Below are 25552 nucleotides of genomic sequence, written 5' to 3'. Positions count from 1 at the left end.
GTCGGGGGCCTTGCCCCCGAACCCCCTAGGCCCTCGCGGCCGCGCCCGGTACTGGCGGGGGCTCCGCCCCCTGCACCCCCTTCGGGGCCCCCGCACCCCCTTCGGGGCTCCGCCCCGGACCCCGTTCGCGCCTTGAGGGCGCTCGTCCTCAAACTCCCCCAAGGCCTTAAGGGCCAGGGGGGACCCCCATGACGGGCTGAAGACGCTCGTGCCGGCCGGCACCGAGGCATTCAGGGGGGCGGGGACAGCCCCCACGGCCCGAGCCCGGACTCGCATCCACCCGGCATCAGAACACTTCCCAGGACTGAGAAACCCCATGTTCAAGACCGCCCTGCGCAACGTGCTCGCGCACAAGGCGCGCCTGCTGATGACGCTGCTCGCCGTCATGCTCGGCGTCGCCTTCGTCTCCGGCACGCTCGTGTTCACCGACACCCTCGGCAGCGCCTTCCGCAACCAGTCGTCCAAGAGCTACGACAAGGTGGCCGTCGCCGTCACCACGTACGCCGGCCGGGACGACGCCGAGCGGGAGGCCGGTGTCAGCAAGCAGACCCTGCAGAAGATGGAGAAGCTCGACGGGGTCGCCTCGGCCACCGGACGGGTGGACGGCTTCGCCGGTGTGGCCGGCACCGACGGCAAGCTGATCGGGCAGGGCTGGGCCAACAAGGGCGGCAACTTCGCCCCCGGCAAGGACGGCAAGGACCCGTCGTACACCTTCACCCAGGGCTCGGGCCCGGTGAAGGACGACCAGATCGCCCTCGACAAGGACACCGCCGACAAGGGCGAGTACAAGGTCGGCGACACCGTGCGGGTCGCCACCAACGGCCCGGTCAAGCAGTACAAGCTCGCCGGCGTCTTCACCACCGAGGACGGCCAGGTCAACGCGGGCGGCAGCCTCGTCCTGTTCGACACCGCCGTCGCCCAGCAGCTCTACCTCAAGCCGGGCTACTTCCAGAACGTGAGCGTGGCCGCCGCGCCGGGCGCCGACGCCCAGAAGATCCTCGACGAGGTCAAGCCGCTGCTCCCCAAGGACGCCGACGCCAAGACCGGCAAGGCGCTCGCCGACCAGGAGGCCAAGGACATCGAGCGGGGCCTCAGCGGCCTCAACCAGATGCTGCTCGTGTTCGCCGGCATCGCCCTCTTCGTCGGCATCTTCCTGATCTCCAACACGTTCACCATGCTGGTCGCCCAGCGCACCCGTGAGCTGGCCCTGATGCGCGCCGTCGGCGCGTCGCGCGGCCAGGTCCGCCGTTCGGTGCTGGCCGAGGCGCTGGTGGTCGGCGTCGTCGCCTCCGTCATCGGGTTCGCGCTCGGTGTCGGCCTGGCGACCGGGCTGCAGTCCGCCATCGGCATGTTCGGCGCCAAGATGCCCGCGGGCCCGCTGATCATCTCGGCCACGCCGGTGATCGCCGCGCTCGCCGTGGGTGTCCTCGTCACCGTGGTCGCGGCCCTGCTGCCCGCCTGGCGCGCCGCGAAGATCCCGCCGGTCGCCGCGATGAACAGCGTGCACGGCGTGGCCACCACCAAGTCCCTGGTGGTACGGAACTCCATCGGCGGTGTCATCACCCTCGCCGGTGCGGCCGCCGTCGTGGCCGGTGCCGCCGCCGGCAAGGACGGCAAGATGATCATCGGCTTCGGCGCCTTCCTCGCCCTGGTCGGCATCATCATCCTGATCCCGCTCCTGTCCCGCCCGGTCATCGCCCTGGTACGCCCCGCCCTGAGCAAGGTCTTCGGCGTCTCCGGCAAGCTCGCCAGCCAGAACGCGGTCCGCAACCCGCGCCGCACCGGCGCCACCGCCTCCGCGCTCGCCATCGGCCTCACCCTGGTGACCGGCCTCTCGGTGCTCGGCGTCACGCTGGGCACGGCCATCGACAAGATGACCACGGACAACATCAAGGCCGACTACATGGTCCAGATGGCGGCCGGCGGCTCCGGGCTCGACAAGGACGTCCTGTCCGCGCTGCGCAAGGCGCCCGGCGTCTCGGCGGTCTCGCCCAAGCAGTCCTCGTACGTCAAGCTCGGCGGCGTCGACGAGTCGGTGGCCGGGGTGACGCCGGGCGACATCGAGAAGGTCATCAACGTCGAGCCGGTGGCCGGTTCGCTCGCCACCCTCGGCCAGGGCCAGATAGCCGTCGACGACAAGACCGCCGCCAAGCACGGCTGGAAGCCCGGCTCCAGGCTCCCGGTCGAGTTCAGCGACAAGAAGAAGGGGCAGCTGACGATCGGCGCGACCTTCAAGGAGAACGAGTTCCTGGACACCGTGCTCGTGCCGACCACGCTGCTCGCCCCGCACGACCCCCAGCCGTACATCCCGCAGATCTTCGTCAAGACGGACGGCGGCGCCACGAGCGCCAACGAGAAGGCCCTGGTCAGCGCGCTCGGTGACAACCCGGCGATCAGCATCATGGACCAGCAGGACATCCGCAACGAGTTCGGCGGCATGATCAACACGCTGCTCAACATCATGTACGGCCTGCTCGCGATGGCCCTGATCATCGCGGTGCTCGGTGTCGTCAACACCCTCGCGATGTCGGTGTTCGAGCGCCAGCAGGAGATCGGCATGCTGCGGGCGATCGGCCTGGACCGGGGCCGGGTCAAGACCATGATCCGCCTGGAGGCCGTCGTCATCTCGCTCTTCGGCGCGGTGATCGGTGTGGGCCTGGGCTCGTTCCTCGCCTGGGCCATCGGCCAGACGATCAAGGGCTCCATCCCGGGCTACGCCCTGGTGATGCCGTGGGACCGGATCGGCGTCTTCCTGCTGCTCGCCGCCCTGGTGGGTGTCCTCGCCGCGATGTGGCCGGCCCGCAGCGCCGCGCGGCTCAACATGCTCACCGCGATCAAGACCGAATAGCCCCCACGGTCAACTCCGGTTGGCGTGCGGGAAGTTGAAGGGCCCCGGGAGATTCCTCCCGGGGCCCTTCGCCTTCGCCGTGCGGCCTGGACTCAGTTCCAGGTGCGGGCCCGCAGCGGCATGCCCGAGGCGCCGCCCTCCGGGGTCTTCACCGCGAGGATCTGGTTGACCCCGATCCGGTTGCGTTCGAAGGAGAGCGCGGAGGCCGCCATGTAGAGCCGCCAGATCCGGGCCCGGCCGGGGCTGGTGAGGCGTATGGCGCGCGGGAAGTCCGCTTCCAGGTTCGCCACCCACTGACGGAGCGTCAGGGCGTAGTGCTCCCTGATCGGTTCGACGTCGCGGGCCTCGAATCCGGCCTCCTCCAGGGCGGCCAGGGTCCGGCCGACCGGGGCGAGTTCGCCGTCGGGGAAGACGTACTTGTCGATGAACTCGTCGATCTCGTAAGCCGATTCGTCGCGCTCGGGCCGCCGGGCGATCTGGTGGTTGAGCAGCCGCCCGCCGTCCTTGAGCAGGGCGTGCAGGATGCCCGCGTACTCCGCGTACCGCGCCGAGCCGACGTGCTCGGCCATCCCGATGGAGGAGATCGCGTCGAACGGGCCGTCCTTGACGTCCCGGTAGTCCTGCACCCGGATCTCGATCCGGTCGGTCAGGCCCTCCTCGGCGATGCGCTTGCGGGCGTACGCGGCCTGTTCGCGCGACAGGGTGATGCCGACGACCCGGGCGCCGTACTCGCGGGCCGCGTGGATGGCCATCGAACCCCAGCCGCAGCCGACGTCGAGCAGCCGGTCGCCCTCCTTGAGGGCCAGCTTGCGGCAGACCAGGTCGAGCTTGTCGCGCTGGGCGTCCTCCAGGGTGGCCTCGGGGCTCTCCCAGTACGCGCACGAGTAGACCATCGACGGGCCGAGCACCAGCTCGTAGAAGTCGTTGCCGACGTCGTAGTGGTGGCTGATCGCCTCCTTGTCGCGGCGCCGGGTGTGCAGCCGGCCGGTGCGGCGGCGCATCTCCTCGGCGGGCGGGGCCGGCGGGGGCAGGGCGCCGCCCAGTTTCACCAGCGCCTTGGCGGCGGCGCGGAGTCTGGGGTCGAGCACCGGGTGCACGCTGTCCTTCGGTTCGCCGCCGCGCTCCCAGATCAGCCCGGCCAGCCGGTCGAGGGCCGCGTACAGATCGCCCTCGACGTCGATCTCCCCGGCCACCCAGGCGCGGGCCAGGCCCAGTTCGCCCGGCTTCCACAGCAGTCGGCGCAGGGCGCGCCGGTGGCGTACGACGAGAACCGGAGCGCCGGGCGGACCCGCCTCGCTGCCGTCCCAGGCCCGGATTCGCACCGGGAGGGCCTCCCCCAGCAATTCCTCGGCAAGAGCGGTCAGCCGCAGCGCCGCTTGGGCCATCGCGCACACCTCCGTACCTCGCAGAAATGTCTCAGCACCCTGCACAACAGTGCCCGGGCGCGCGGCAATCCCGCTACCGCGCGTGGGAGTGACAGGATGGCTGTATACGGCATCTTCTTGGCCGGAACCCGCCCTTGGCCGAATCGCCCCGGGCATGCCGAAGGGGCCGCCCGCACCACGGATGGCGGACGGCCCCTTCGGGGTGAAGCTGGGGAAGCTAGGAGGCCTTGGCCTTCTGCTCCTTCTTGTCCTCGGCCTTGACCGCGGGAGCCGGGGCGGGCTTGGCCGCCTCGTAGAACTCCTCGCGCGGGGTCTCCATGGCGCCGAGGGAGACGACCTCACGCTTGAGGAACATCGCGAGCGTCCAGTCGGCGACGACACGGATCTTGCGGTTCCAGGTCGGCACGGCCAGACCGTGGTAGCCACGGTGCATGTACCAGGCGAGACGGCCCTTGAGCTTGATCTTCATCTTGCCCATGACGATCATCGCGACGCCCTTGTGGAGGCCGAGACCGGCCACCGCACCCTTGTTGGAGTGCGAGTACTCCTTCTGCGGGAAGCCCCGCATGCCGGAGACCACGTTGTCGCCGAGGACCTTGGCCTGACGCAGCGCGTGCTGGGCGTTCGGCGGGCACCAGGCGTTCTCCACGCCGGCCTTGCGCGAGGCGAGGTCGGGGACCTGGGCGTTGTCGCCGGCGGCCCAGATGTAGTCGGTGCCGGTGACCTGAAGGGTCGGCTGGGCGTCCACGTGACCGCGCGGGCCGAGCGGGAGGCCGAAGCGGGAGAGCGCCGGGTTGGGCTTGACGCCGGCGGTCCACACGATGGTGTTGGAGTCGACCTCAAGGCCGTTCTTCAGCACCACGTGGCCGTCCACGCAGGAGTCCATGGAGGTCGAGAGGTAGATCTCGATGCCACGGCCCTCGAGGTGCTCCTTGCCCCAGCGGCCCAGCTCCGGGCCGACCTCGGGAAGGATCTTGTCGGCGGCGTCGACCAGGACGAAGCGCATGTCCTCGCGCTTGACGTTGGTGTAGTACTTGGCCGCGTCGCGGGCCATGTCCTCCACCTCGCCGATGGTCTCCGCGCCGGCGAAGCCGCCGCCCACGAAGACGAAGGTCAGCGCCTTGCGGCGGACGTCCTCGTCCGTGGTGGAGTCGGCCTTGTCGAGCTGCTCCAGAACGTGGTTGCGCAGGCCGATGGCCTCTTCCACGCCCTTCATGCCGATGCCCTGCTCGGCGAGGCCGGGGATCGGGAAGGTGCGGGAGACCGCACCCATCGCGATGACCAGGTAGTCGAAGGGCAGCTCGTAGGCCTCGCCGACGAGCGGCGCGACCGTGGCGACCTTGCGGTCCTGGTCGATGCTGGTGACCCGGCCGGTGAGCACCTCGGCTCCGCGCACGACGCGTCGCAGCGGGACGACGACGTGACGCGGCGAGATGCTGCCTGCGGCGGCTTCGGGGAGGAAGGGCTGGTACGTCATGTACGAGCGCGGGTCGACGACCGTGACGGTCGCTTCCGCGTAACGCATCTTCTTGAGAATGCGTCGCGCTGCGTACAGGCCTACGTACCCGCCACCTACTACGAGGATCCTGGGACGCTCCGTGGTGCTCATGCCATCGAGTATCCACCCGCCGATGGACCCCTGCTCGTGCGCCCCTTCACAAGGTTCGCAGGGGGCTCTGCTACACTGCGCGGCCCACGTGACCGAGGTCATGGCGCCGGAAGGGAACCACGGTGTAGGGGAGCACGTTGTCCACCCCTCCTGAACTGGCCTCCACGCCTTCGCGCCCGGTGGACCACTGCCGTGGGAAACGTAGGCGTAACACGGCCGGCACCGTTTGGAATGCCCATGGAAGGGGCCCTGGAGCCTCGGAAAGGGGTACTGGGACCACTTTCTTCGGCCCGAGGGCCTCAATTCCTTGTGAAGAACTTCACGAACTTTGTCGCCGGGTCCGGCCGAAAGGCCCGGTGTGGACCGCGAACGGCCCTGATGTGGACCGCGATCAGGCGATCGACCAGGCGATTCCGTCCAGAATGTCGTGCTCGCTGACCACGACTTCGCGGGCGCCGGTGCGCTCCATGACGGCGAGCAGCACCAGCGCTCCGGCCCCGATCACATCGATCCGGCCGGGGTGCAGCACGGGGATGGCCGCGCGCTCCGCGTGCGTGGAGGCGAGCAGGCGTCCGGTGACCTCGGCGACCTCCTCGTAGGAGATCCGCGCGTGGTGCAGGGCGGCCGAGTCGTACGCGCTCAGGCCGAGCGAGATCGCGGCGACGGTGGTGACCGAGCCCGCGAGGCCGACCAGCGTGCGCGGCTCGCGCAGCGGCACGGTCTGCTCGGCGAGGTCGAGGGCCGCCTCGATGTCGGCGCGGATCGCGGCGATCTGCTCGGAGGTCGCCGGGTCGCCGGGGTGGTGGCGCTCGGTCATCCGCACACAGCCGATGTCGACCGAGCGGGCCGCCTCGACGCCCGCGGAGCCGACCACGAACTCGGTGGAGCCGCCGCCGATGTCGACGACCAGGTACTCGTCGTCACCGTCGAGTTCCTTGGTGGCGCCGACGAACGAGAATTCGGCCTCCTGGTCGCCGGAGATCACCTCGGGCTCGACGCCCAGGATGTCCAGGACCCCGCGCACGAAGTCGTCCCGGTTCTCGGCGTCGCGCGAGGCGGAGGTCGCCACGAACCGCAGGCGCTCGGCGCCCAGGTCCTTGATGACCGCGGCGTACTCGCGGCACGCCGCGAACGTCCGCTCCAGGGCCTCGGGGGCCAGCCGCCCGGTGCGGTCCACGCCCTGGCCGAGCCGGACGATGGTCATCCGCCGGTCCAGGTCGGTGATCTCCCCGGTGGACGGGTCGGCGTCCGCGACGAGCAGGCGGATCGAGTTCGTACCGCAGTCGATGGCGGCGACGCGCGTCACTGGTCGTCCCCCTCGCCGCACGGCGTCACGCACGGGCCCTTCGCCCACCACTCGGGCAGCAGGGCGATCGCCTCGTCGCCCAGCGGGTTCACACCCGGGCCCGCCGCGAGCGAGTGGCCGACCAGCACGTGCAGGCACTTGACCCGGTCCGGCATGCCGCCGGCGCTCGGGAAGCCCTCGAGGACCTCGATGGCGTCGCGGCGCGCGATGTAGTCCTCGTGCGCCGCGCGGTAGGCGGCGGCCAGCTCGGGGTCGCTCGCCAGACGCTCCGTCATCTCCCTCATGACACCGTTGGCCTCAAGGGTGCCGATCGCGGACGCGGCACGCGGGCACGTCAGGTAGTACGTCGTCGGGAAGGGCGTGCCGTCCTCCAGGCGCGGGGCCGTCTCGACGACGTCCGGGTTGCCGCAGGGGCAGCGGTGCGCGATCGCGCGCAGGCCGCGCGGGGGGCGGCCCAACTGCTGCTTGAAGGCGGCGATGTCCGCGTCGGTGGGCTCGGTGCGGTCGGTCTGGGGCGGGGGCGTTTCCATGCCTGGGTCAGTCTCTATCGCTAGCGGTGGTCAGTTGGCGGAACGGTCGGCCTTGTCGACGCCGTCCCAGAGGTTGGAGTGCCAGGCGCGGCCGGTCGCGCCCTTGTCCTCGCGGCGCTTGTTCGCCGCGTCCGGGTCGACGACGGTGAAGCCGGTCTCGCCCGGGAACTGCATGTGCAGGTGCTCGCGGGCCAGTTTCTCGATGTACGCGTCGTCCTGGAGCCGCGCCTTCTCGTCCCGCAGCCGCTCGACCGCCTGCTGGGCGTCGGCCGCCTTGCGCTGCTGGTCGGAGATGTCGGCGCGCTGCGACACGTACTGCCGCATCGGGTAGGCGAGCGCCACGATCAGCGAGCACAGGACGAGCGCGAGCAGCGCCGCCCGGCCGGTGAGCCGCGAGCGGCGGGCCTGGCGCTTGTTCTGCGAGCGGTAGACGCGGGCCGCGGTCTGCTCGCCGAGCACCTTGAGCCGGGCCGCGGTGGAGAACCGGTCGCGGTCCGTGCCCGTGGCGTTCCTGGCCATCGCTCTCCCGCCTCCCCGTTACACACGTACGTCCCCGGACACGGTACGGGACCGCGGCCGGGGACGTACGTACGACTGGCTAGGGCGTCAGCCGTTGATGCTGCTCAGCTCGTGCAGCCGGTGCTCAGCCCTTGCTGTGCCTACTGGTTCGCAAAGCGAAACCGCGGGAAGGCGCTGCGGCCGGCGTACACCGCGGCGTCGTCGAGGATCTCCTCGATGCGCAGCAGCTGGTTGTACTTGGCGACGCGGTCCGAGCGGGCCGGGGCGCCGGTCTTGATCTGGCCGCAGTTCACCGCGACGGCGAGGTCGGCGATGGTGACGTCCTCGGTCTCGCCGGAGCGGTGGGACATCATGCACTTGAAGCCGTTGCGCTGGGCCATCTCGACGGCGTCCAGGGTCTCGGTCAGCGAACCGATCTGGTTGACCTTGACGAGCAGGGCGTTGGCCGAGCCCTCCTCGATGCCGCGCGCGAGGCGCTCGGGGTTGGTCACGAACAGGTCGTCACCGACGATCTGGACCTTGGAGCCCAGACGCGAGGTGATGGTGTTCCAGCCGGCCCAGTCGTCCTCGAACAGCGGGTCCTCGATGGAGACCAGCGGGTACGCGGAGACGAGCTCCTCGTAGTACTCGGTCATCTCGGCGGCCGAGCGGGACTTGCCCTCGAACTCGTACTTGCCGTCCTTGTAGAACTCGGACGCGGCGACGTCGAGCGCGAGCGCGATGTCCTTGCCCGGGGCGTAACCGGCCTCCTTGATGGCCTCGACGATGAGGTCGAGGGCGGCGCGGTTGGACTCCAGGTTCGGCGCGAAGCCGCCCTCGTCGCCGAGGCCGGTGGACAGGCCCTTGCGCTTCAGGACGCCCTTGAGCGTGTGGTAGACCTCGGCACCCCAGCGAAGGGCCTCGGAGAAGGACTCCGCGCCGATCGGGGCGATCATGAACTCCTGGATGTCGACGTTGGAGTCGGCGTGCGACCCACCGTTGAGGATGTTCATCATCGGGACGGGCAGCAGGTGCGCGTTGGGGCCGCCCAGGTAGCGGAACAGCGGCAGGTCGCTGGCCTCGGAGGCGGCGTGCGCGACGGCGAGCGAGACGCCGAGGATGGCGTTGGCGCCGAGCGAGCCCTTGTTGTCCGTGGCGTCCAGGTCGAACATGGCCTGGTCGATCAGGCGCTGCTCGGTGGCGTCGTAGCCGACGAGCTCCGGGCCGATCTGCTCGATGACGGCGAGGACGGCCTTCTCGACACCCTTGCCGCCGTAGCGGTTGGGGTCACCGTCGCGAAGCTCGATGGCCTCGAAGGCACCGGTGGAGGCGCCGGACGGAACTGCAGCACGACCGGTGCTGCCGTCGTCGAGGCCGACCTCGACCTCGACCGTGGGGTTGCCTCGGGAGTCCAGGATTTCCCGGGCTACGACGACGTCGATGGACGGCACGAGCATCTCCTTCTGGGATGTGACGCTAGATGTGACGCAAGGTGCAGGGCCACGCGGGTCGCTTCGCCTTGCGACAAGAGCCTAACCGGCTCTGGGGCTCCGGCCAGCCGAGTGCCCGCCTCATGGGACGAAAAAGGGCCCAAGGGCCCCGATTCCCGGGCAAAGGGCCACAACACTACTGCCTGGTAACAGCGAAAACCCCGGCCCGGCGCGTACGGGGGAATGCGCGCCGGACCGGGGCGATCTGGGGGTGGTGCGGCCTCAGCCGAGGTGCAGCTTCTGGCCCGGGAAGATCAGGTTCGCGTCCTTGACGATGTCCTTGTTCAGGTCGAACACCTTCTGCCAGCCGCCCTTGACTCCATTGGCGGTGGCGATGGTGCCGAGGGTGTCGCCGGACTTGACGGTGTACTCGCCGTCGCCCTGCTTGACCGGCTGGCTGCGCTGCTCGCCACGGCTGGCCGGCGCGGACTCGGTGCGCTCGGACTTCTGCGACCTCTGCTGCGGCTGGGCCTGCTGCTTCGGCTTCGAGGGCTTGGTGGCCTTCGAGGAGGAAGAGGAGGAGCCGGAGGTGTCGACGTCGGCCTTGGAGCCGCCGGACGTCAGGTTGCCGGCGCCGGCGCAGGACCAGGCACCCGGGCCCTGGATCGAGAGCAGCTTCTCGGCCGCGGCTATCTGCTGGCCCTTGGTGGCGAGGTCGGCGCGCGAGGCGTACTGGGTGCCGCCGGCGGCGGCCCAGGAGGACTGCGAGAACTGCAGGCCACCGTAGTAGCCGTTGCCGGTGTTGATCGACCAGTTGCCGCCGGACTCGCACTGGGCGACGGCGTCCCAGGTCGACACGGAGGCGGCGGAGGCATTGCCGGCCGCCATCAGCGGGGCGGCGACAGCGGCACCGGTGACACCGGCCAGCGTGGCGACACGGACGGCCTTGGACGGGCGGCGGTGCTTGCCCTTGCCGGAAAGCAGCATGGAGTTCTCCTCACCGACGCCTGCGAGGTGAGCTGTCGGGTTCGGGCGTGAGCTGCCCGGCCGAGCGTCGATGCGCCCGTCTTCACCCCAAGCCGGTACGGCAGTCGCTTCAACTGCCGGGCCCGGCACTTACCTTGGGTCCCCCGCTCCTGCCTACGGCGCATAAGCGTCGACTGTTCCCATCGGCCGACGGCAGGATTCGGCGTTCTCGGTCGACGGGGCCCGCGGTGACGAGCGAGTCCGACGAAAACACACGCCCCGCCAATGTTCAAAGACGCACATCGGGGAGAAATCCCCCCTACTTGCCGTCACAGAAGGGACGTTTCCGCAGGTGAGGGGCGGGGCGGACGGACCGGGCAGACGGGACACGCGAGTTGGGGCGAAGAGACCCATGTCTCACTTGCACCAAACGGACATAGGCCCGCGAACTAACCCTGCTTCGGTACCGAGTTCGGGGTCGTCGCGGCGCCCGCCGCATCCTTCAGCTCCAGGCTCTGGCCAGGGAGAATGAGGTTCGGGTCGGTGCCGATCAGCTGCTCGTTGGCGCGGTAGAGCGCGGGCCAGCCGCCCTGGACCCTGTTCGCCTCGGCGATGGCCGACAGGTTGTCGCCGGGCCGGACGGTGTAGCCGCCGTTCGCGGCCGGGGTGTTGCCGACCTCACGTGAGGCACCGTCACCCCGGGACGCATGCTGCCCGGAATCGCGGGAATCGGATGAGTTGCCCGAATTGCTCGAACCACTCGCGCCGTCCTGGCCCTTCGGGTCGGTCCGGCCGGCCGGGTCGTCAGTGCCCGTACCCGCCGGGGCGTCCGTACCGGTGGTGCCCGGCGTCGTGCCGGCGCTCTCCTCCGGGGCGGGCGTCCCGCGGTGCTTGCCGGGGCTCGCCGGGGTGGACGCGGACGGCGTCGGGGACTTGGGGGTGCCGCTCGGCGGCGTGGCGCCGGGAGCGGGCGTACCCGTGGCCGGGGTGCCGGGCGTCGCGGCCGCGTCGGGCGTCCCGGTCGCCGGAGCGGTCGGGACGGGCGGCGGGGTGTTGTCGGAGGTGTCGGGCACGCCCGGGTCGACGTCCGCCGAACCGCCGCCCTTGGTGAGCCCCGCGCCGGCGCCGCAGTTCGCGAAGGCCTGGGGACCCTTGGCCGCGAGCACCTTCTCGGCCACGGCTATCTGCTGGGCGCGGCTGGCGAGGTCGGCGCGCTGGGCGTACTCGTTGCCCCCGTACGCCTCCCAGGTGGCCTGGGAGAACTGGAGCCCGCCGTACAGGCCGTTGCCGAAGTCGGCGCTCCACATCCCGCCGGACTCGCAGGCGGCGACCTGGTTCCAGGTGTTCGCGTCCGCGGCGTTCGCACCGGTCGCGGCGAGCAGCGGAAGCGCGATGGCCGATCCGGTCACTCCTGCCGCGACGACGAGGGCGGGTGCCTGGCGGGGTCGACGATGCCGTCCATTCCCGGAGCGCATGCGAAAGACCTTCCGTGTGACTGCTGAGCCGAATGAACGGTGAACGTAGCCGTACTCGAACGTCCGTCACAAGTCGATGCACTGGAGATCACATAAAAGTCACAGTCCTGACGGACCGTCAGTTCGAGCCGGGGTGCGCCCCTTTACCCCGGCGGCGTGAACTCGACCGGCAGGGTGCGCAGTCCACGCATGATGAGGCCGCCCCGCCAGCGCAAATCGTCAGGTTCCACCGCGAGGCGCAGGTCAGGAAGGCGTCGCAGAAGGGTCGCGAGCGCGGTCTGCCCCTCCAGCCGGGCGAGCGGCGCACCGAGGCAGTAATGGATCCCGTGCCCGTACCCGAGGTGCTGGTTGTCCCGGCGGCCGAGGTCGAGCGTGTCCGGCTCGGCGAAGCGCTCGGGGTCGCGGTCGGCGGCGGCGAGCACGACGAGTACGGGGTCGCCGGCGGCGATGTCCTGGCCGCCGAGCGTCAGCGGTTCGGTGGCGAACCGCCAGGTGGCCATCTCCACGGGCCCGTCGTACCGCAGCAGCTCCTCGATGCCGGTTTCGAGCAGCCCGGTCTCCCCCGCGACGAGCGATGCCTGGAGCCGCTCGCGCTGCTCCGGGTTGCGCAGCAGGGCGTACATCCCGTTGCCGATCAGATTGACCGTCGTCTCGAACCCGGCGAAGAGGAGGATGAAGGCCATGGCGGCGGCCTCGTTCTCCGTCAGGTGCTCGCCGTGGTCGCTGGCCTCGATGAGCCGGGAGATGAGGTCGTCGCCCGGGTTCTCGCGCTTCTTGTGGATGAGCTCGGCGAGGTAGTTGCGCATCTTCTTCACCGAGCGCGCGACGCCGCCACGGGGGCCGCCACCGTGGCGGATCATCATGCCGGCCCAGTCGCGGAAGTCGTCCTGGTCCTCGCGCGGGACGCCGAGCAGGTCGCAGATGGCGTAGATGGGCAGCGGGAAGGCGAACTCGTGGATGAGGTCGGCCTCACCCTTCGCCGCGAAGGCGTCGATGAGCTGGTCGGTCAACTCCCGCACCCGGGGCGCGAACTGGGCGACCGTACGGGGCGTGAACGCCTTGGACACCAGGCGGCGGAGCCGGGTGTGGTCCGGCGGGTCGATGTTGAGCAGATGCGTCATCAGCTCGGCCTTGCGCTCGCCCGGGATGCCCGTCTTGCCCTTGGCGTGGGCGGGCTCGTCGTGATGGGCCGGGTTCTTGGAGAGCCGCTGGTCGGCGAGCGCCTGCTTGGCGTCCCCGTACCGCGTGACGAGCCACGCCTCGACCCCGCTGGGCAGCCGGGTCCGGTGCACGGGCGCGTGCTCGCGGAGCCAGGCGTATGCGGGGTACGGGTCGGTGGCGAACTCCCAGGTGAAGAGTTCGGGGGCGGTGGGGGTGCGGGAGGCGTCGGCGCCGGGGGCGTGGGAGGTGCCGGGGGCGTCGGGGGTGGGCGGCTGGTCGTGCATGGGTCCGACAGTATCCGGGCCCCTATATAGAGGGGGCGCGCGGCTGGAGGCCGTCCGGCCCCTCCCCCGGCTCCCGCTTCACGCGGGGCCCCGGCCGGCGGAACGCTCCGCCACCCGGCGCCGCTCCCGGACGCCGGCGACGTCCACGGCGTTGAGGGTGGCCACCACGGTGTGGAAGATGACGTGGCCGGTGTCGAGGGCGTGGTCCTCCAGAGCCCGGTGGACCGCGTTCCGGTCCGCGGTGATGCCGTGCGACCAGCCGCAGTCCAGCGCCACACAGTCGGAGCTGAAACCGGCACCGCGGCCGTCGGGGCACTCGGCGATGCGCGCCAGCGCGGCCTGGAGGAGGGGGTGACGGGTCAATTCCGGTTCCTTGAACGTGCGTTGCGGAAGCGGCGCACACGATTCGGCGGCGGTACGGGCCGGCCGCCTCGGCGGTGGGAGGGGGCCGTCCTGGAGCGGTCGCGGGGTGAAGGGCGGGATGGCCCACATCAGCGCGACACCACGGGCGTGGAGAGGATGAGCGCCCGTTCCAGCTCGCTCGGGGTCGGGTCCCGCAGCGCGTCCGGCGGGACGGCCCACTCCCGGCCGCCGCCGGGCGGCCGGAGGCAGACGCTCCCCGGGTGGGTGCCGACCACCTCCCCGATCCTGCCGGATGCGTCCACCTTGTAGTGGGTGCCGTGTGCGGGTTCGTCCTGGACCATGGCTTGTCCCCTCGATCGTCGCCGGTGCTGACGACGCTAGGGGCCACCTGCTCCAGCGGTCCATGAAGTTGCATGAGCTTGCACGCCAACTTTCCTGATTCACAGGCCAGTTGACCACGAACCTGCTGCATAGTGAGGTGCGTGCAAGTATCAGCAAGCACCCGAACCGAGGAGTCAGCCATGGCTGTTGTGTTCATCGGTATCGACCCCGACACCGACCGGGACCACTGCCCCACAGTGTGGGCGGACGCGGGAGCCCAGGAGATCCTGCTCCAGGGATGGGAGCCAGACGCCGAGACCCGAGCGCAGTGCGAGGGGAGCAGCCCGGCGAACGGTCCGGTGCCGGAAGGTGAAGCCATCATCCGCATCCCGGCACGCATGATCCCGCTGATCAGGGAGGCGTGTGATGCCGTCGAGCATGCCCAGCTTCGCTGAGCTACTGGGCAGGTGCGAGCGGTCGGCCGTCCACCTGGAGTTGCGCGACTCCTACGCGCCCACGGACCGGTTCGAGGCGTGGCGACGCGGCGAGCGGATCGACTGGGAGGATCACGCCTCCTGGTGGCACCCGTACGACCAGCTGATTGCCGATTCCGTCGCCCGGGGAGTGGTGATCCGGCGCGCGCGGATCGTCTCCGAGCCGGTAACGGACTACATCCGGTGGGAGCACTACGTCACCCGGGGAAACATCACCGCGGGAGAACAGGTGCGTTGGTTGCCGCGGCGCCGGTCCACGGACATCCCTCTGCCCGGCAACGACTTCTGGCTGTTCGACGACCGCCTGCTCCGCGTGCACCTTTTCTCCGGAGACGGCCAGGGAGTGGAAGACGAGATCACTCAGGATCCCGGAACGATAAGGCTCTGCTCGAACGCCTTCGAGACCGTGTGGGAGCGTGCGGTCCCGCACCACCTGTTCCACGTCTGACTAGGGTCAGCTCCATGCCGTCGAACCCGTCATCCCGTATCCAGCAAGCCCGTGACGTCTTGGCGGGCCGCCTGCGGGATATCCGCAGGGACGCGGGGATCAGCGGCCGGGAGCTGGCTGCCAGGTGCGGCTGGTCGGAGTCGAAGTCCTCCCGGATCGAGAACGCCAGAACCCCTCCGTCCGACGCCGACATCAAGGCGTGGTGCCGTGCTTGCGACGCCGACGACCAGGTCCCCGACCTGATCGCGGCGAACCGGCAGTCGACGGAAGCCCACGTCGAGTGGCGTCGGCTCCAGCGCGGCGGCCTCCGCCACCTTCAGACGTCCACGGGTGACCTGTACCAGCGCACCACTGTCTTCCGGGTCTACGTGTCCGACGTCATTCCCGGGTTCCTCCAGACCCCTGGTTACGCCACCGCTCTCCTGGGCTCCATCGCCGAATTCCGGGGCACCCCCGACGACGTGAGTGCCGCAGTGAACGCCCGCATGAGACGCAACGCGGTCCTGGGGAACGGTGCCCTACGGTTCCGGTTCGTCCTGGAGGAATCGGTCCTGCGCCATCGGCTGTGCGGCGCCGACACCATGGCCGCCCAGCTCGGACACCTCCTGATGACCATGGACCTGCCCCATGTCGTCCTGGGCATCATCCCGTTCGCCCGGCAACGCACGGTGTGGCCGATGCCCACCTTCACCGTCTTCGACGACCACCGCGTGCACGCGGACACCCTGGATTCGGCCTCCACCCTCACCCAGCCCAGCCAGATCGAGCTGTACGAGAGGGCCTTCGACCGGCTCGCCCAGGACGCGGCGCACGGCTCAGCGGCCCGCGCCTTGGTGGCGGAGGCGCTGGCGGCCCTGGGATGAGTTCCATCGCCCTCAGCGGTACCGGTGGCAGTCGGCGCTTCAGCACCGGGTGCGGGAGTTCTTCAGCCCGTCATGGGGGTCCCTCTGGCCCTTGAGTCCTTGGGGAGTTCGAGGACGAGCGCCGTTCGGGCGCGAACGAGGTCCGGGCCGGAGCCCCGAACAGAGTGCAGGGGGCGGAGCCCCTTGCGGGGGTTCGAGGGGTGCAGCCCCTCAGGGGGTCTGGGGCGCAGCCCCAGGGGCCCGGGACCAACCGACCCCGCCGCACGGGCGGGCGAACCCCCGGCGGCCTACTCCGCCGCGCGGATCGCGGCCCGGTACGCCCGCGCTGCCGCCCGCAGCGCCGCCTCGGGGTCGGCCCCGGACGACTCCGCCTCCACGGCCAGGGACAGCAGGCGATAGCCGACGCCCTCGCCGGAGGGGAGCGGGACGGACAGGCCGGCCGTGCGGGCGCGGGACGCGAGTTTGGCGGTCAGGGCCAGGGCCGGCTGGCCCAGCGGCACGCCGTCCGTCACGGAGGCCCGCTGCTTCTCGACCGCCTTCATCCGCAGCCAGTGCTCCTTGACCTCCTCCGGCGTGTCCGCCCGCTCCGAGCCGAACACGTGCGGATGGCGATGGATCAGCTTCTCGACGATGCCGCCCGCGACGTCGTCGATGGAAAACGGCTCCTCGCCGTCCTCCTCGGCGATCCGCGCGTGGAAGACGACCTGGAGCAGGACGTCACCCAGCTCCTCGCGGAGTTCGTCCCGGTCCCCCTCCTCCACCGCCTCGACGAGCTCGTACGCCTCCTCCAGCGCGTACTTCGCGAGGCCCTTGTGGGTCTGCTGCGAGGACCAGGGGCATTCGCGGCGGATGCGGTCCATGACCTGGACGAGGTCCAGCAGCCGTGCGCCCGGCAGATCGTAGGAGCCGGGGAGCAGTTCCAGGTTCGGCATCTGGACCCGGCCGGAACCGGCGAGGCGGGCGAGCCCGTCGGTCAGGCGGCGGTCGCCCTCGCCGGAGGGGAGGACGACGACGGTGCGGCCGCCCGCGCACGCCTCGACCAGTTCCTGCGCGTCCGGCGCCGAGATCTCCACCGAGACACCGGCCTCGCGCAGATACGGCAGTTGCGGGTGCCCGGCGTCGGGGCACAGCACGAGGTCGGCGGCGCGCAGGGTCTCCCACGCGGGCCAGGACAGGAGGCCGGGGGCCACCCGATGGCTCGCGGTGAGCAGAACGATGCGGCCGGGCAGTCCGGGCTCTTCAACAGCAGTCACCCCCCGAACCTACCCGGCGGCCCAGCCGGTCGACGCGGAGTCCCCCGGAGGGCGGCGGCCGGGGCTCAGCCGGTCGCCAAGCCCTCGTGCGTCACCCCACGGCTCAGCCGGTCGACGCGGAGTCCCCGGGATCGGCCTGCTGGTCCTCGGGCGCGCCCTGCGCAGGCGCGGTCTGCTTCGGCTTGGCGAGCCAGGGCGCCTGGTAGTCCGCCAGCTGGATCTGGCTCGCGTTCCAGCTGCCGTAGCGCGGGTTCACATCGACCTTGAGGTCCTTGGACGCCTTGACCAGGGCGGGCAGCAGGTCCTGCTGGGTGCGGGCGCCGATCGCGCCGGCCAGCTTCTGCTCGGTGACCTGCCGCTGGACGTAGGTGTCGATCTGGCCGGGGGCGAGCCCGCCGTTGGTGAGGGCCTGCTCGCGCAGCTGGGCCTCGCCGCCGGCCTGCTGGACCATCGCGGCCCGCGCGTCCTGGACCTCCTTGGGGGTCACGCTCACCCCGGCCTGCTCGGCGGCGCGCGCCAGCACCCGGTCGAAGATCATGTTGCTGAGCTTCACCTTGCCGAGCTGGCCCGAGTCCTTGATCAGCTGGGCGGACTGCGGCGAGTCCCGCTGGGCCGTCCGTACGTCCTTGACCTCGGCCTGGAGCGCGGAGACCTCGATCCGCTGCCCCCCGACGACGGCCGCGGCCCCCGGATGGGCCGTGCTGCCGCAGGCCGCGAGGAGTGGGCCCGCGGCGAGCAGGGCGACGGAGACGGAGAGCGCGGTGCGACGGCGGCGGTGCAAAGGAGCCTCCCGGCGGAGCAGATACGTGCGGCGTGGCGACGAACCTTGCTAAGACCTTGCGGTGATCGATGTTAGGCAGTCGGCGTGGCCGGGGCCACTGATTCGACCAACGATTCGCAACCCTCATCGGTCGCGGGGATGAAGCCGGGTGAAGCCGCGCCGTCCATTGCGTGAACTGACGTGCGGGCCCCCTGCGTTGCCCCGGCGGGTCCGGCATATTCGACGGCAGCGCACAGCAAAGGACCCCGATGCCGACCCTCGAAGCCGCCCCCGCCCCGCCGGTGGCCCCGGTACGGACCCCGGCCGCCCGCCGCCCCCGCGCCCGGGCCGCCGCCCTCTCCGCACTGATCACCCTGATCTCGGTGTGCGGCGCGGACGCGATCGCCGGGGTGATCCCGCTCGGCCCGCTCCAGCGGCACACCCGCAGCATCAACGACCTGGGCAACCAGTTCATCCCCTTCCACGAGCATCTGTGGGACCTGCTGCACGGCCGGGCCGAGGGCGGTCTGCTCCTCAACTGGCAGTCCGGATACGGGACTTCCTTCCTGCCCGACCTCGGCACCTACCTGGGCAGCCCGTTCGCCCTGCTCGTCGGACTCTTCCCGCGCGACCGGATCGACCTCGCGCTGTACGTGATCACCGTCCTGAAGATGGCCGCGGCGGCCGTCGCGATGACGGTGCTGCTGCTCGCGCTGCGCCCGGCCGTCCGGCACCGCTGGGTCGCGGGGGTGCTCGGCGCCTCGTACGCGCTGTGCGGCTGGTCGGTCCTGGAGTCGATCTACAACCCGATGTGGCTGGACGGCCTGATCGCCTTCCCGCTGCTGTGCCTGGTCGGCCACTGGGCCAGGTCCGGACGGCGGCCGGTGCTCGGCCCGCTGATCGTGGCGCTCGCCTGGATCGCCAACTTCTACAGCGCGTACATGGCGACGATCGGGGCCGGACTCGTCCTGCTCCTCCTCCTGTACGTGGACCGCGACGCGGACGCGCGCGGCCGGCTGCGGGCGGCGCTCGTCGCGGGGCGGTCGCTCGCGATCGGCATCGGGCTCTCGGCGCCGGTGCTGTTCGCGGTCTACCTCGGCACCAAGCACGCGCATCCGGGCTGGGTGCGGGAGTTCGCGCCGGTGTCCTGGCCGGACTATCTGGCCCGCACGCTGCCCGGCACGTACTCCTTCTCCTCCCCCGCCGTCTTCCTCGGCACCGGCGCGCTGCTGCTCGCCTGCGCCCTCGGCTTCCACCGCGCCGTCCCGCGCCGCGAGCGCTACGCGTGGAGCGGACTCGCCCTGGCCGTCGCGCTCTCCTTCCAGTGGAAACCGACCCATCTGGCCTGGCACGCCTTCGTCACCCCCAACGGCAGCCCCTACCGCCAGACGTTCGTCCTGTGCGGGATCCTCGTGATCGCCGCCTGGGTCTGTCTGTCGTACGGGATCCCCGGGCGCCGCGCCCTGCTCGGCGGGGGCGGTGTGCTCGCGCTCATCGCGCTCGGCGCGGCCTTCAGCGAGCTGGTCTCGGCCTGGACGTATCCGCTGCTCGCCCTGGGCCTGGCGGCGGTCGTCGGCGGGCTGCTCCTGGCGCGGCGCGGCCGGCGCGGGCTCAGCCTCGTCGCGCTCGCCCTGCTGGCCGGGGCGCAGATCGCGCAGGCGGGCGTGACGGTGGCGTATGGGGACCAGCAGCGGGCCGCCCGCATGGACGGCTACCCCGCCTGGGGCGCCGAGCACACCGAACGGGCCGCCCTGGAGTCGGACGCCTCCGGCTGGCCCGCCTACCGCACCGACCCGGGGCAGCGTCAGATCACCAACAACGATCCACTGCTGCTCGGCGGCGAGGGCGGGGCGTACTACTCCAGCCTCACGCCGGAGGTCCTGAACCGTACGATGACCGCGCTCGGCGGCGGCTGGACCTCGCGGGGGCGGGCGCTGCAGAGCCTGGACAATCCGGTGACCGACGCGATCTTCTCCGTGGGGGCGCGGGTGCGGGTCGCCCAGAAGGGCGGCTCGCCCGCGCTGATCCGGGCCGGTGCGACTCCGCCGCTGGTCACCCTGCGGCCGCCCGGGCCGGAGCCGGTGTACGGCGACAACCCGTTCCGCAACCAGGAGTTGCTGCTCGGCGCGCGGGTCTACGCGACCCGCACCCTCGCGCAGGGGTGCCCCGCCGGGACCGACATCTTCCTGTGGGCTCCGGAGCACTTCGGCACGGCTCGGCTCGGCGACGGGCCCGTGGTCGAGATGCGCGGGGGCGCGCCCAGCCGGCGGGCGCCGCTGATCCCCTTCGGCCCCTCGGCGGGGCCGGGCCGTGCCTCCCGCGTCACCCTGTCCCCCGCCGATCGCGACGCGTCCCTCGGCTGCCTCGACCGGGCGGCCCTCGCCCGGGCGGTGGGGGTCCTCCGGGGTACGGGTGCGACCCGGGTCACCGTCTCGGACAGCTCGGTCCACGCGGAGCTGCCCGCCGGGGCTTCGGGGACGGCGGTGTTCGCGATGCCGCGTATCGCGGGGTGGTCGTGCGGGGTGAACGGCTCGGCCCCGGCTCCGGCGGGCGACCATCTGGGCCTGGTCGCGGTCGCGTTGCCGGCCGGGGCGCGGTCGGTGGACTGCGGCTTCCGTCCGCCCGGGCTGCGCTCGGGGTCACTGGTGGGCGGGGTGGCCCTGCTCGCCCTCGCGGGAGTGGGGGGGTGGGGGCGGGTGCGGCGCCGCTTCCGCCCTCGGAGGGATTAGCCCCCACCCCGCCCCTCCCCGAAACCCTCCGGGGGTTGAAGAGACCCTGGGGGCTCCGCCCCCAGACCCCCGTTCGCGCCTAAAGGGCGCTCGTCCTCAATCGCCGGACGGGCTATAGGTGTCCCAGCACCCGGCGCTGCTAGGGGCGCGGGGAACTGCGCGAGCGGGTACTCCGGGGCGGGGGTGGGCGGGATCGTCAGGTGCCGCGGAGTTCTCGTTGGTGGGCCAGCGCGCGGCGCAGCTCCGTGGGGAACGGGTGCTGCGCCCCGTAGACCCGCTCCGCGTCCCACAGCAGAGCCTGCCCGTACTGGTGGGCCGATCCGTGGTCGCCCACCGCGAGGAGCAGATGGCCGATGCGGTGGCGGACCTCGAACGGGCGGGCCGGGTCCGTCCCGGCGTACAGGGACTCGAAGCCGGGCAGCACCGCCCGGTACTCCGCGAGTGCCGCGGCCGCGTCCCCCAGCTGTTCCAGGCACTGCGCCACGTCGTGGCGGAAGTCCAGCGCCTGCGCGTCCCCCGCCCCCGCCTCGGCCGCCCGGTCCACGGCGAGGCGGCGCAGTTCGGGCAGGGCGCGGCGGTACTGGCCGTCGTCCATCAGCGTCGCCGCGTACTGCTTGCGCAGGATCCGCACCACCGGCGAACCTTCGCCGTGCTCGGCCGCCGCTGCGGGCAGGATCGAGCCGAGGATGTCGACGGCCTGGGTGATGCGGCCCTCGCCGAGCAGCCGCTTGACCTCGTCGACCGCGCCCGCCACGTCCGGCCTCGGCGGGGCCGCCGGCACCGGCGGCACGGACGGGGCGGCGGTGACCCGGTCGGGCCAGGGGGCGTGCGGACGCAGGAACGGACGGGTCGGGTCGAGCGGCCCCGCCGGGCCCGGGCCGCCGCGCGCGGGCAGCAGCGGCACCAGTGCCTCGTACACCTCCTGCGCACAACTCGGCCTGTCCTGAGGGTCCTTGGCGAGCAGCCGCAGCACCAGCGCTTCGAGCGGCTCGGGCACCTCGGGGCGCAGCCCGCGCACCGCGACCGGCGGCTCGTACAGATGGCGGTGCAGCACGCCGAGCGCGGTGGACCCCGCGAACGGGACGTCCCCGCTGAGCAGTTCGTGCAGCAGCACGCCGAGCGCGTACAGATCGGTGTACGGGCCGACGGCGCCGCCCATCGCCTGTTCGGGCGCCATGTAGGCGGGCGAGCCGATGGGTGAGCCGGTGTGGGTGAGCCGGGTCGTGTCGGCGTCCAGGACGGAGGCGACACCGAGGTCCAGGACGGTCAGCGTGCCGTCGGGGCGCACCATCACATTGCGCGGCTTGAGGTCGCGGTGGACGATCGGCACCGCGTGCACCGCCGAGAGCACCGCGCACAGCTGGGCGGCGACGGCCACCGTCCACGGCCACGGGTAGGGCTCGTGCTCCGCGAGGTGGTCGGCGAGGTCGGAGCCCTCGACGTACTGCATCACCAGGTACAGGTCGTCGCCGTCGCTGCCCGCGTCGTGCACGGTGACGAGCCCGGGGTGGTCGACCTGTGCGGTCACCCGGCATTCGCGCACGAAGCGGCGGCGCAGCTCCTCCGCGTCCCCTCCGGCACCGCCGCCCGCGACCCGGTCGGGCCGCAGCAGCTTCACCGCGACCCGGCGGTCCAGGCGCCGGTCGTAGGCCGTCCACACCTGGCCCATGCCGCCCTGGCCGAGGAGTGCCGCCAGCTCGTAGCGCCCGGCGACGACCCGCCCCACGGTCATCGGCCCTCGCCCTGGGGCCCCTTGCGCAGGTACTGCGACAGCTCGTCCAGCTCGGCCCTGACCTGGTCGATCCGGGGCGCGGCCGGGGTGCCCGGCTGCGGCGGCACGGGGGCCCGGGGCGCCGAGGCCGGGGGAGCCGGGAAGGGGGTGCCGCTCGGCACGGGGGTGTCGGCGTACGGATTCGGGTACGGCCCGAACCGCGGGGCCGTGGGGCCGGGTATGTGCGGCGGGCCGTATCCGGCGGGCGCGTACCCGCCGTACGCGAGCGGCGGGGCGTAGGCGTGCCGGATGTCGGCGTACAGGAAGAACGCGGTGCTGGCGACGGCGAGCGCGAGCAGGCCGATCATGCCGACGTCCATCCGCCAGTCGTTCTCGTCGGGCGCGCGCATGATGTAGGCGAAGAAGAAGACGGACACGGCCAGATCGGCCCAGAAGACCACCCAGTGCGCCCGGCGCCGGGTCACGATCGCGAGCCGCAGCGGCGCGGTCCACGCCAGCATGCCGATGCTCAGCAGCGGCAGCAGCGCGAACAGGACGCGCAGCACGATCTGCCCCGCCCCCGAGGGGCGTGTGGGCTGCGGCGGTCCATAGCCGGGGCCGTGCATCGCTGCTCCTGGGACTGGGACGGACGGTTCAGGGGTTCGAGCTCAGGGACATGAGCGTATACACCGCCACCGACAACGTCCCCGGCGATCCCCGGGCCGGTATCCAACCGTCATCAGTGCCCGGCCGGGCCCCGGTTCCGCCGTCTGGCCGCCGCACCCCGGACGTCCGGGTGCCGGCCCGTCACCCGGGGTCGACCGTGCCGTCCGTCAGGCCGTCGTGCAGGCCCTGCACGAGCTGTTCGCCGAGCCGTCCGGCGAGCCGCAGCGCGTCCTCGAACGCGGCGAGCGCGCGGAAGCGCTCGCCGTAGCGCCGCTGTTCGGCGAGCGGCAGCCGGGGCAGTTGCAGCCTGCGCACGTCGAGCCGGGACGCGGTGGTGGCGTGGCTGCTGGCCTGGCGGTTGTTGGCGGTGCCGCGCAGGTATCCGGCGAGGAACCACGGGTCGAGGGCGGCCGGGTCGGGCCGCAGGAGCTGGAGGCTGCGGCCGAGGGCGGCGCCCGCACCGGCCTCGTCCACGACCCGGGCGACGGTGCCGCCGCCGAGCACGGGCACCACGACATCGCCCGCCCGCGTCAGCACCGGCTCCTCCGCCGGCCCTTCGGGCAGCGTGCCCGAGGGCGCGGTGCCGGCCAGCACGTCGTGCTCGGTGAGGACGGCGGGCCCGGGGCCGGTGCCGGTGCCACCCGACCGCAGCACCAGGGCGCCCGCGCGGGCGAGTTCGCCGACGGTGGTGAGCTGCCGCCGGGCGCCCTCGCCCGGGGCGGGCGCGGCGGGCGGCGGGGTCAGCTCGGCGGTGCGGCGCAGGGTCGCGTCGAGGCGCTCGCGGACCTCGTCGAGCGCGGCGGTGCCGCCTTCGGCGGCGGGCGGCGGCAGATGGCGGGCCGGGGCGAGGTCGACGTCGTCGTCGAGGAGCTCGATGACGGGCACCGACCGGCTGACCCCGGGCTGTTCGGCGGCCGTGCCGTCGCGGTCGAAGGGGGCCCAGGCGTCGAGCACCGCGGACCGCAGGGCGGACCAGGGCAGCCGGTCGCGGCCGCCGTCGGCCGCGACGCCCTCGACGCCGGCGGTGTCCACGAGGAGCAGCTCGGGGGCGCCGCGCAGGGCGGCGCCCGGCTTGCGCAGCACCCACAGGTGCAGCGGGATGCCGTACGGGGGCGCGGCTCCGGCGGGCAGTGCGACGACCGCGCGCAGGGCGCCGCGGCGCAGCAGGTCGGCGCGGACGCGGCGCCCGGAGCGGCGGGACGCGGCGGCGGGCGGCATCAGGAGCACGGCGGTGCCGCCCTCGCGAAGGCGCGCCAACGCGTGCTGCACCCAGGCCAGTTCGGACTCGGTGCGGGCCGGGAGGCCGTACTCCCAGCGCGGGTCGTAGGCGAGTTCGTCGTGGCCCCAGGCCCGCTCGTTGAACGGCGGGTGGCACAGCACGGCATCGGCGGCGAGGTCGCCGAAGGCATCCGCGCGCAGCGAGTCGGCGGCCCCGGTACGGATGGCGGCGGAGCCCGCGAGGGCGAGCCGGAGCCCGGTGAGCGCGGCGAGGTCGGGGTCGGCGTCCTGGCCGTGCAGAGCGGTGGCGCCGGGCAGCGCGGCCAGCAGGGTGCCGGTGCCGCAGGCCGGGTCGAGCACGCTCTCGGCCGGCCCGGCGAGCGCGGCCATCAGCGCCGCGGGGCCCGGCGGAGTGAGCGTGTACTGACGGGGGTTGGCGTCCAGGTGGCGTCCGAGCAGGAACTCGAAGGCCCCCTGGGGCCCGTCCTCGGCGGCGAGTTCGGCGGCGCCGCGCAGGAGGGGGAGGGAGGCGGCGAGTTCGGCGGCGCCGGGACTGCGTACGGAGAGGCCGTGAACGCCGGGCGCCCCCGGAGGCAGGTCGCGTACCCCTGCGGACCCGTCGCGTCCCCCTGCGAGCTGGTCGCGCCCTCCACCGGACCGGTCGCGTCCGCGTCCGAGCCGTTCCCCCAGCACCCGCTCGACCAGGTCCGCCAGCGGCTCGGCGAGTCCATCGTCATCGAGGGCCGTCAACTTCCGCCATTTCAGCGGGTGTTGGCGTACGGCGAGGAGGGCACAGCCCACGTGGACCAGGGCGGTGAGGGCTCCCGCCGGGTGGCCCGAGACCTGTTGCCAGACCCGTTCGCGCAGCGACACCTCGGCCAACTTGCCCTGCGCGCGCAGCCATTGCTCGACCTCGCAGAGCGCGAACGAGGGGCTGGTCTCGGTGCCGCCGACCGGCTTGGGGAAGTCGGCATGCCTGCGGCGCCAGTTGCTGACGGCCGCCCGGCCCACCCCCGCGAGCCGGGCGATGGTGGCGGCGGTCACCTCCGAGGCGGCCACCTCTGCTGCGTGCTCCGGCACCTGACTGCTCCCCTCGTTGCCGTAACGCCGACCCTACCGAACGACAGCGGAGCACTCCATTCACACCGTGAACAATCTCAACTCCGTGAACCTTGTTGACTCGGTTCACAACCGTCTGCTCTGATGTGCCCGGGCCCGCCATCCGTCGGCGCAC

The 25552-nt window shown here is 72.1% G+C and carries 21 protein-coding genes and 1 riboswitch; of the genes, 5 read left to right on the top strand and 16 right to left on the bottom strand.

Annotated features, from left to right (window positions below; translation table 11 throughout):
- Positions 1–316: 316 nt before the first annotated feature.
- Complete coding sequence (locus tag ACFYZA_RS35860) at positions 317–2848, top strand: ABC transporter permease (protein ID WP_382596226.1); 2532 nt, start codon at positions 317–319, stop codon at positions 2846–2848.
- A 92-nt stretch (positions 2849–2940) separates the two neighbouring features.
- On the opposite strand, the gene ACFYZA_RS35855 is transcribed toward ACFYZA_RS35860, so the two are convergent.
- The 11 genes from ACFYZA_RS35855 to ACFYZA_RS35805 form a co-directional block, all read right to left on the bottom strand.
- Positions 2941–4233: a class I SAM-dependent methyltransferase gene (locus ACFYZA_RS35855; RefSeq protein ID WP_382596223.1), complete on the bottom strand. Its 1293-nt coding sequence runs from the start codon at positions 4231–4233 to the stop codon at positions 2941–2943.
- Positions 4234–4450: 217 nt separating this feature from the next.
- Complete coding sequence (locus ACFYZA_RS35850; protein WP_382596220.1) at positions 4451–5842, bottom strand: NAD(P)/FAD-dependent oxidoreductase; 1392 nt, start codon at positions 5840–5842, stop codon at positions 4451–4453.
- Positions 5843–6233: 391 nt separating this feature from the next.
- On the bottom strand, positions 6234–7148 hold the full coding sequence (locus tag ACFYZA_RS35845; RefSeq protein WP_382596217.1) for an exopolyphosphatase: 915 nt from the start codon (positions 7146–7148) through the stop codon (positions 6234–6236).
- A complete protein-coding gene (locus ACFYZA_RS35840) occupies positions 7145–7678 on the bottom strand; it encodes a DUF501 domain-containing protein (RefSeq protein ID WP_388494625.1) in 534 nt (177 codons plus the stop codon). Before ACFYZA_RS35840 ends, ACFYZA_RS35845 begins: the two co-directional genes overlap by 4 nt.
- Positions 7679–7708: 30 nt before the next feature.
- Positions 7709–8197: a septum formation initiator family protein gene (locus tag ACFYZA_RS35835; protein WP_382596211.1), complete on the bottom strand. Its 489-nt coding sequence runs from the start codon at positions 8195–8197 to the stop codon at positions 7709–7711.
- Positions 8198–8337: 140 nt separating this feature from the next.
- Positions 8338–9633: a phosphopyruvate hydratase gene (eno, locus tag ACFYZA_RS35830; protein WP_167159426.1), complete on the bottom strand. Its 1296-nt coding sequence runs from the start codon at positions 9631–9633 to the stop codon at positions 8338–8340.
- A gap of 255 nt (positions 9634–9888) precedes the next feature.
- Positions 9889–10593, bottom strand: a complete 705-nt coding sequence (locus ACFYZA_RS35825; RefSeq protein ID WP_382596207.1) for a transglycosylase family protein — start codon at positions 10591–10593, stop codon at positions 9889–9891.
- A gap of 2 nt (positions 10594–10595) precedes the next feature.
- Positions 10596–10764, bottom strand: a riboswitch (cyclic di-AMP (ydaO/yuaA leader).
- A gap of 257 nt (positions 10765–11021) precedes the next feature.
- Positions 11022–12047: a transglycosylase family protein gene (locus ACFYZA_RS35820; protein ID WP_388494624.1), complete on the bottom strand. Its 1026-nt coding sequence runs from the start codon at positions 12045–12047 to the stop codon at positions 11022–11024.
- Positions 12048–12190: 143 nt separating this feature from the next.
- Entirely contained in the window at positions 12191–13492 is a 1302-nt protein-coding gene (locus ACFYZA_RS35815; protein WP_388494623.1) for a cytochrome P450, read from the bottom strand.
- Positions 13493–13570: 78 nt separating this feature from the next.
- Entirely contained in the window at positions 13571–13855 is a 285-nt protein-coding gene (locus ACFYZA_RS35810) for a hypothetical protein (protein ID WP_382596198.1), read from the bottom strand.
- Positions 13856–13983: 128 nt separating this feature from the next.
- Positions 13984–14196 carry a hypothetical protein gene (locus ACFYZA_RS35805; protein ID WP_100574150.1) on the bottom strand — a complete coding sequence of 71 codons (213 nt, stop codon included), beginning with the start codon at positions 14194–14196 and terminating at the stop codon, positions 13984–13986.
- A 180-nt stretch (positions 14197–14376) separates the two neighbouring features.
- On the opposite strand from ACFYZA_RS35805, the gene ACFYZA_RS35800 reads away from it, so the two are divergent.
- From ACFYZA_RS35800 to ACFYZA_RS35790, 3 genes are read left to right on the top strand one after another with little or no spacing between them, the layout of a single operon-like run.
- Positions 14377–14631 carry a hypothetical protein gene (locus ACFYZA_RS35800; RefSeq protein WP_388494622.1) on the top strand — a complete coding sequence of 85 codons (255 nt, stop codon included), beginning with the start codon at positions 14377–14379 and terminating at the stop codon, positions 14629–14631.
- Entirely contained in the window at positions 14603–15118 is a 516-nt protein-coding gene (locus ACFYZA_RS35795) for a DUF6879 family protein (RefSeq protein WP_388494621.1), read from the top strand. The genes ACFYZA_RS35800 and ACFYZA_RS35795 overlap by 29 nt, the downstream gene beginning before the upstream one ends.
- Before the next feature lie 14 nt (positions 15119–15132).
- Entirely contained in the window at positions 15133–15981 is an 849-nt protein-coding gene (locus tag ACFYZA_RS35790; RefSeq protein ID WP_382596193.1) for a helix-turn-helix domain-containing protein, read from the top strand.
- Positions 15982–16268: 287 nt separating this feature from the next.
- Here the strand turns inward: ACFYZA_RS35790 and ACFYZA_RS35785 are convergent, their stop codons facing one another.
- Positions 16269–17234 carry a nucleoside triphosphate pyrophosphohydrolase gene (locus ACFYZA_RS35785; protein ID WP_388494620.1) on the bottom strand — a complete coding sequence of 322 codons (966 nt, stop codon included), beginning with the start codon at positions 17232–17234 and terminating at the stop codon, positions 16269–16271.
- Positions 17235–17337: 103 nt separating this feature from the next.
- The gene (locus tag ACFYZA_RS35780; RefSeq protein WP_382596187.1) at positions 17338–18015 is read right to left on the bottom strand and encodes a SurA N-terminal domain-containing protein; all 678 of its coding nucleotides are present in this window, start codon (positions 18013–18015) and stop codon (positions 17338–17340) included.
- A gap of 248 nt (positions 18016–18263) precedes the next feature.
- Here ACFYZA_RS35780 and ACFYZA_RS35775 point away from each other — a divergent pair, with 248 nt between their 5' ends.
- Complete coding sequence (locus ACFYZA_RS35775; protein WP_388494619.1) at positions 18264–20723, top strand: YfhO family protein; 2460 nt, start codon at positions 18264–18266, stop codon at positions 20721–20723.
- Between the two features lie 196 nt (positions 20724–20919).
- On the opposite strand, the gene ACFYZA_RS35770 is transcribed toward ACFYZA_RS35775, so the two are convergent.
- From ACFYZA_RS35770 to ACFYZA_RS35760, 3 genes are all read right to left on the bottom strand, one after another.
- The gene (locus ACFYZA_RS35770; RefSeq protein WP_388494618.1) at positions 20920–22455 is read right to left on the bottom strand and encodes a serine/threonine-protein kinase; all 1536 of its coding nucleotides are present in this window, start codon (positions 22453–22455) and stop codon (positions 20920–20922) included.
- On the bottom strand, positions 22452–23060 hold the full coding sequence (locus ACFYZA_RS35765; RefSeq protein WP_388494617.1) for a hypothetical protein: 609 nt from the start codon (positions 23058–23060) through the stop codon (positions 22452–22454). The genes ACFYZA_RS35770 and ACFYZA_RS35765 overlap by 4 nt, the downstream gene beginning before the upstream one ends.
- Before the next feature lie 181 nt (positions 23061–23241).
- The gene (locus ACFYZA_RS35760) at positions 23242–25398 is read right to left on the bottom strand and encodes an N-6 DNA methylase (RefSeq protein WP_388494616.1); all 2157 of its coding nucleotides are present in this window, start codon (positions 25396–25398) and stop codon (positions 23242–23244) included.
- Positions 25399–25552 lie beyond the last annotated feature (154 nt).

It is taken from the genome of Streptomyces sp. NPDC001828, from assembly GCF_042892175.1.
Taxonomy (GTDB): Bacteria; Actinomycetota; Actinomycetes; order Streptomycetales; family Streptomycetaceae; genus Streptomyces.
Note: the sequence above shows the minus strand (reverse complement) of the source record. Positions and strands in the feature narration are given on the sequence as shown.

Excerpts from the sequence above, each read along its gene's own strand:
- ACFYZA_RS35860 (WP_382596226.1), top strand. The coding sequence starts at position 317 with ATGTTCAAGACCGCCCTGCGCAACGTGCTCGCGCACAAGGCGCGCCTG.
- ACFYZA_RS35820 (WP_388494624.1), bottom strand. The coding sequence starts at position 12,047 with ATGCGCTCCGGGAATGGACGGCATCGTCGACCCCGCCAGGCACCCGCC.
- ACFYZA_RS35775 (WP_388494619.1), top strand. The coding sequence starts at position 18,264 with ATGCCGACCCTCGAAGCCGCCCCCGCCCCGCCGGTGGCCCCGGTACGG.
- ACFYZA_RS35835 (WP_382596211.1), bottom strand. The coding sequence starts at position 8,197 with ATGGCCAGGAACGCCACGGGCACGGACCGCGACCGGTTCTCCACCGCG.
- ACFYZA_RS35790 (WP_382596193.1), top strand. The coding sequence starts at position 15,133 with ATGCCGTCGAACCCGTCATCCCGTATCCAGCAAGCCCGTGACGTCTTG.
- ACFYZA_RS35855 (WP_382596223.1), bottom strand. The coding sequence starts at position 4,233 with ATGGCCCAAGCGGCGCTGCGGCTGACCGCTCTTGCCGAGGAATTGCTG.
- eno (WP_167159426.1), bottom strand. The coding sequence starts at position 9,633 with ATGCTCGTGCCGTCCATCGACGTCGTCGTAGCCCGGGAAATCCTGGAC.
- ACFYZA_RS35795 (WP_388494621.1), top strand. The coding sequence starts at position 14,603 with ATGCCGTCGAGCATGCCCAGCTTCGCTGAGCTACTGGGCAGGTGCGAG.
- ACFYZA_RS35800 (WP_388494622.1), top strand. The coding sequence starts at position 14,377 with ATGGCTGTTGTGTTCATCGGTATCGACCCCGACACCGACCGGGACCAC.
- ACFYZA_RS35840 (WP_388494625.1), bottom strand. The coding sequence starts at position 7,678 with ATGGAAACGCCCCCGCCCCAGACCGACCGCACCGAGCCCACCGACGCG.
- ACFYZA_RS35825 (WP_382596207.1), bottom strand. The coding sequence starts at position 10,593 with ATGCTGCTTTCCGGCAAGGGCAAGCACCGCCGCCCGTCCAAGGCCGTC.
- ACFYZA_RS35770 (WP_388494618.1), bottom strand. The coding sequence starts at position 22,455 with ATGACCGTGGGGCGGGTCGTCGCCGGGCGCTACGAGCTGGCGGCACTC.
- ACFYZA_RS35765 (WP_388494617.1), bottom strand. The coding sequence starts at position 23,060 with ATGCACGGCCCCGGCTATGGACCGCCGCAGCCCACACGCCCCTCGGGG.
- ACFYZA_RS35850 (WP_382596220.1), bottom strand. The coding sequence starts at position 5,842 with ATGAGCACCACGGAGCGTCCCAGGATCCTCGTAGTAGGTGGCGGGTAC.
- ACFYZA_RS35805 (WP_100574150.1), bottom strand. The coding sequence starts at position 14,196 with ATGGTCCAGGACGAACCCGCACACGGCACCCACTACAAGGTGGACGCA.
- ACFYZA_RS35815 (WP_388494623.1), bottom strand. The coding sequence starts at position 13,492 with ATGCACGACCAGCCGCCCACCCCCGACGCCCCCGGCACCTCCCACGCC.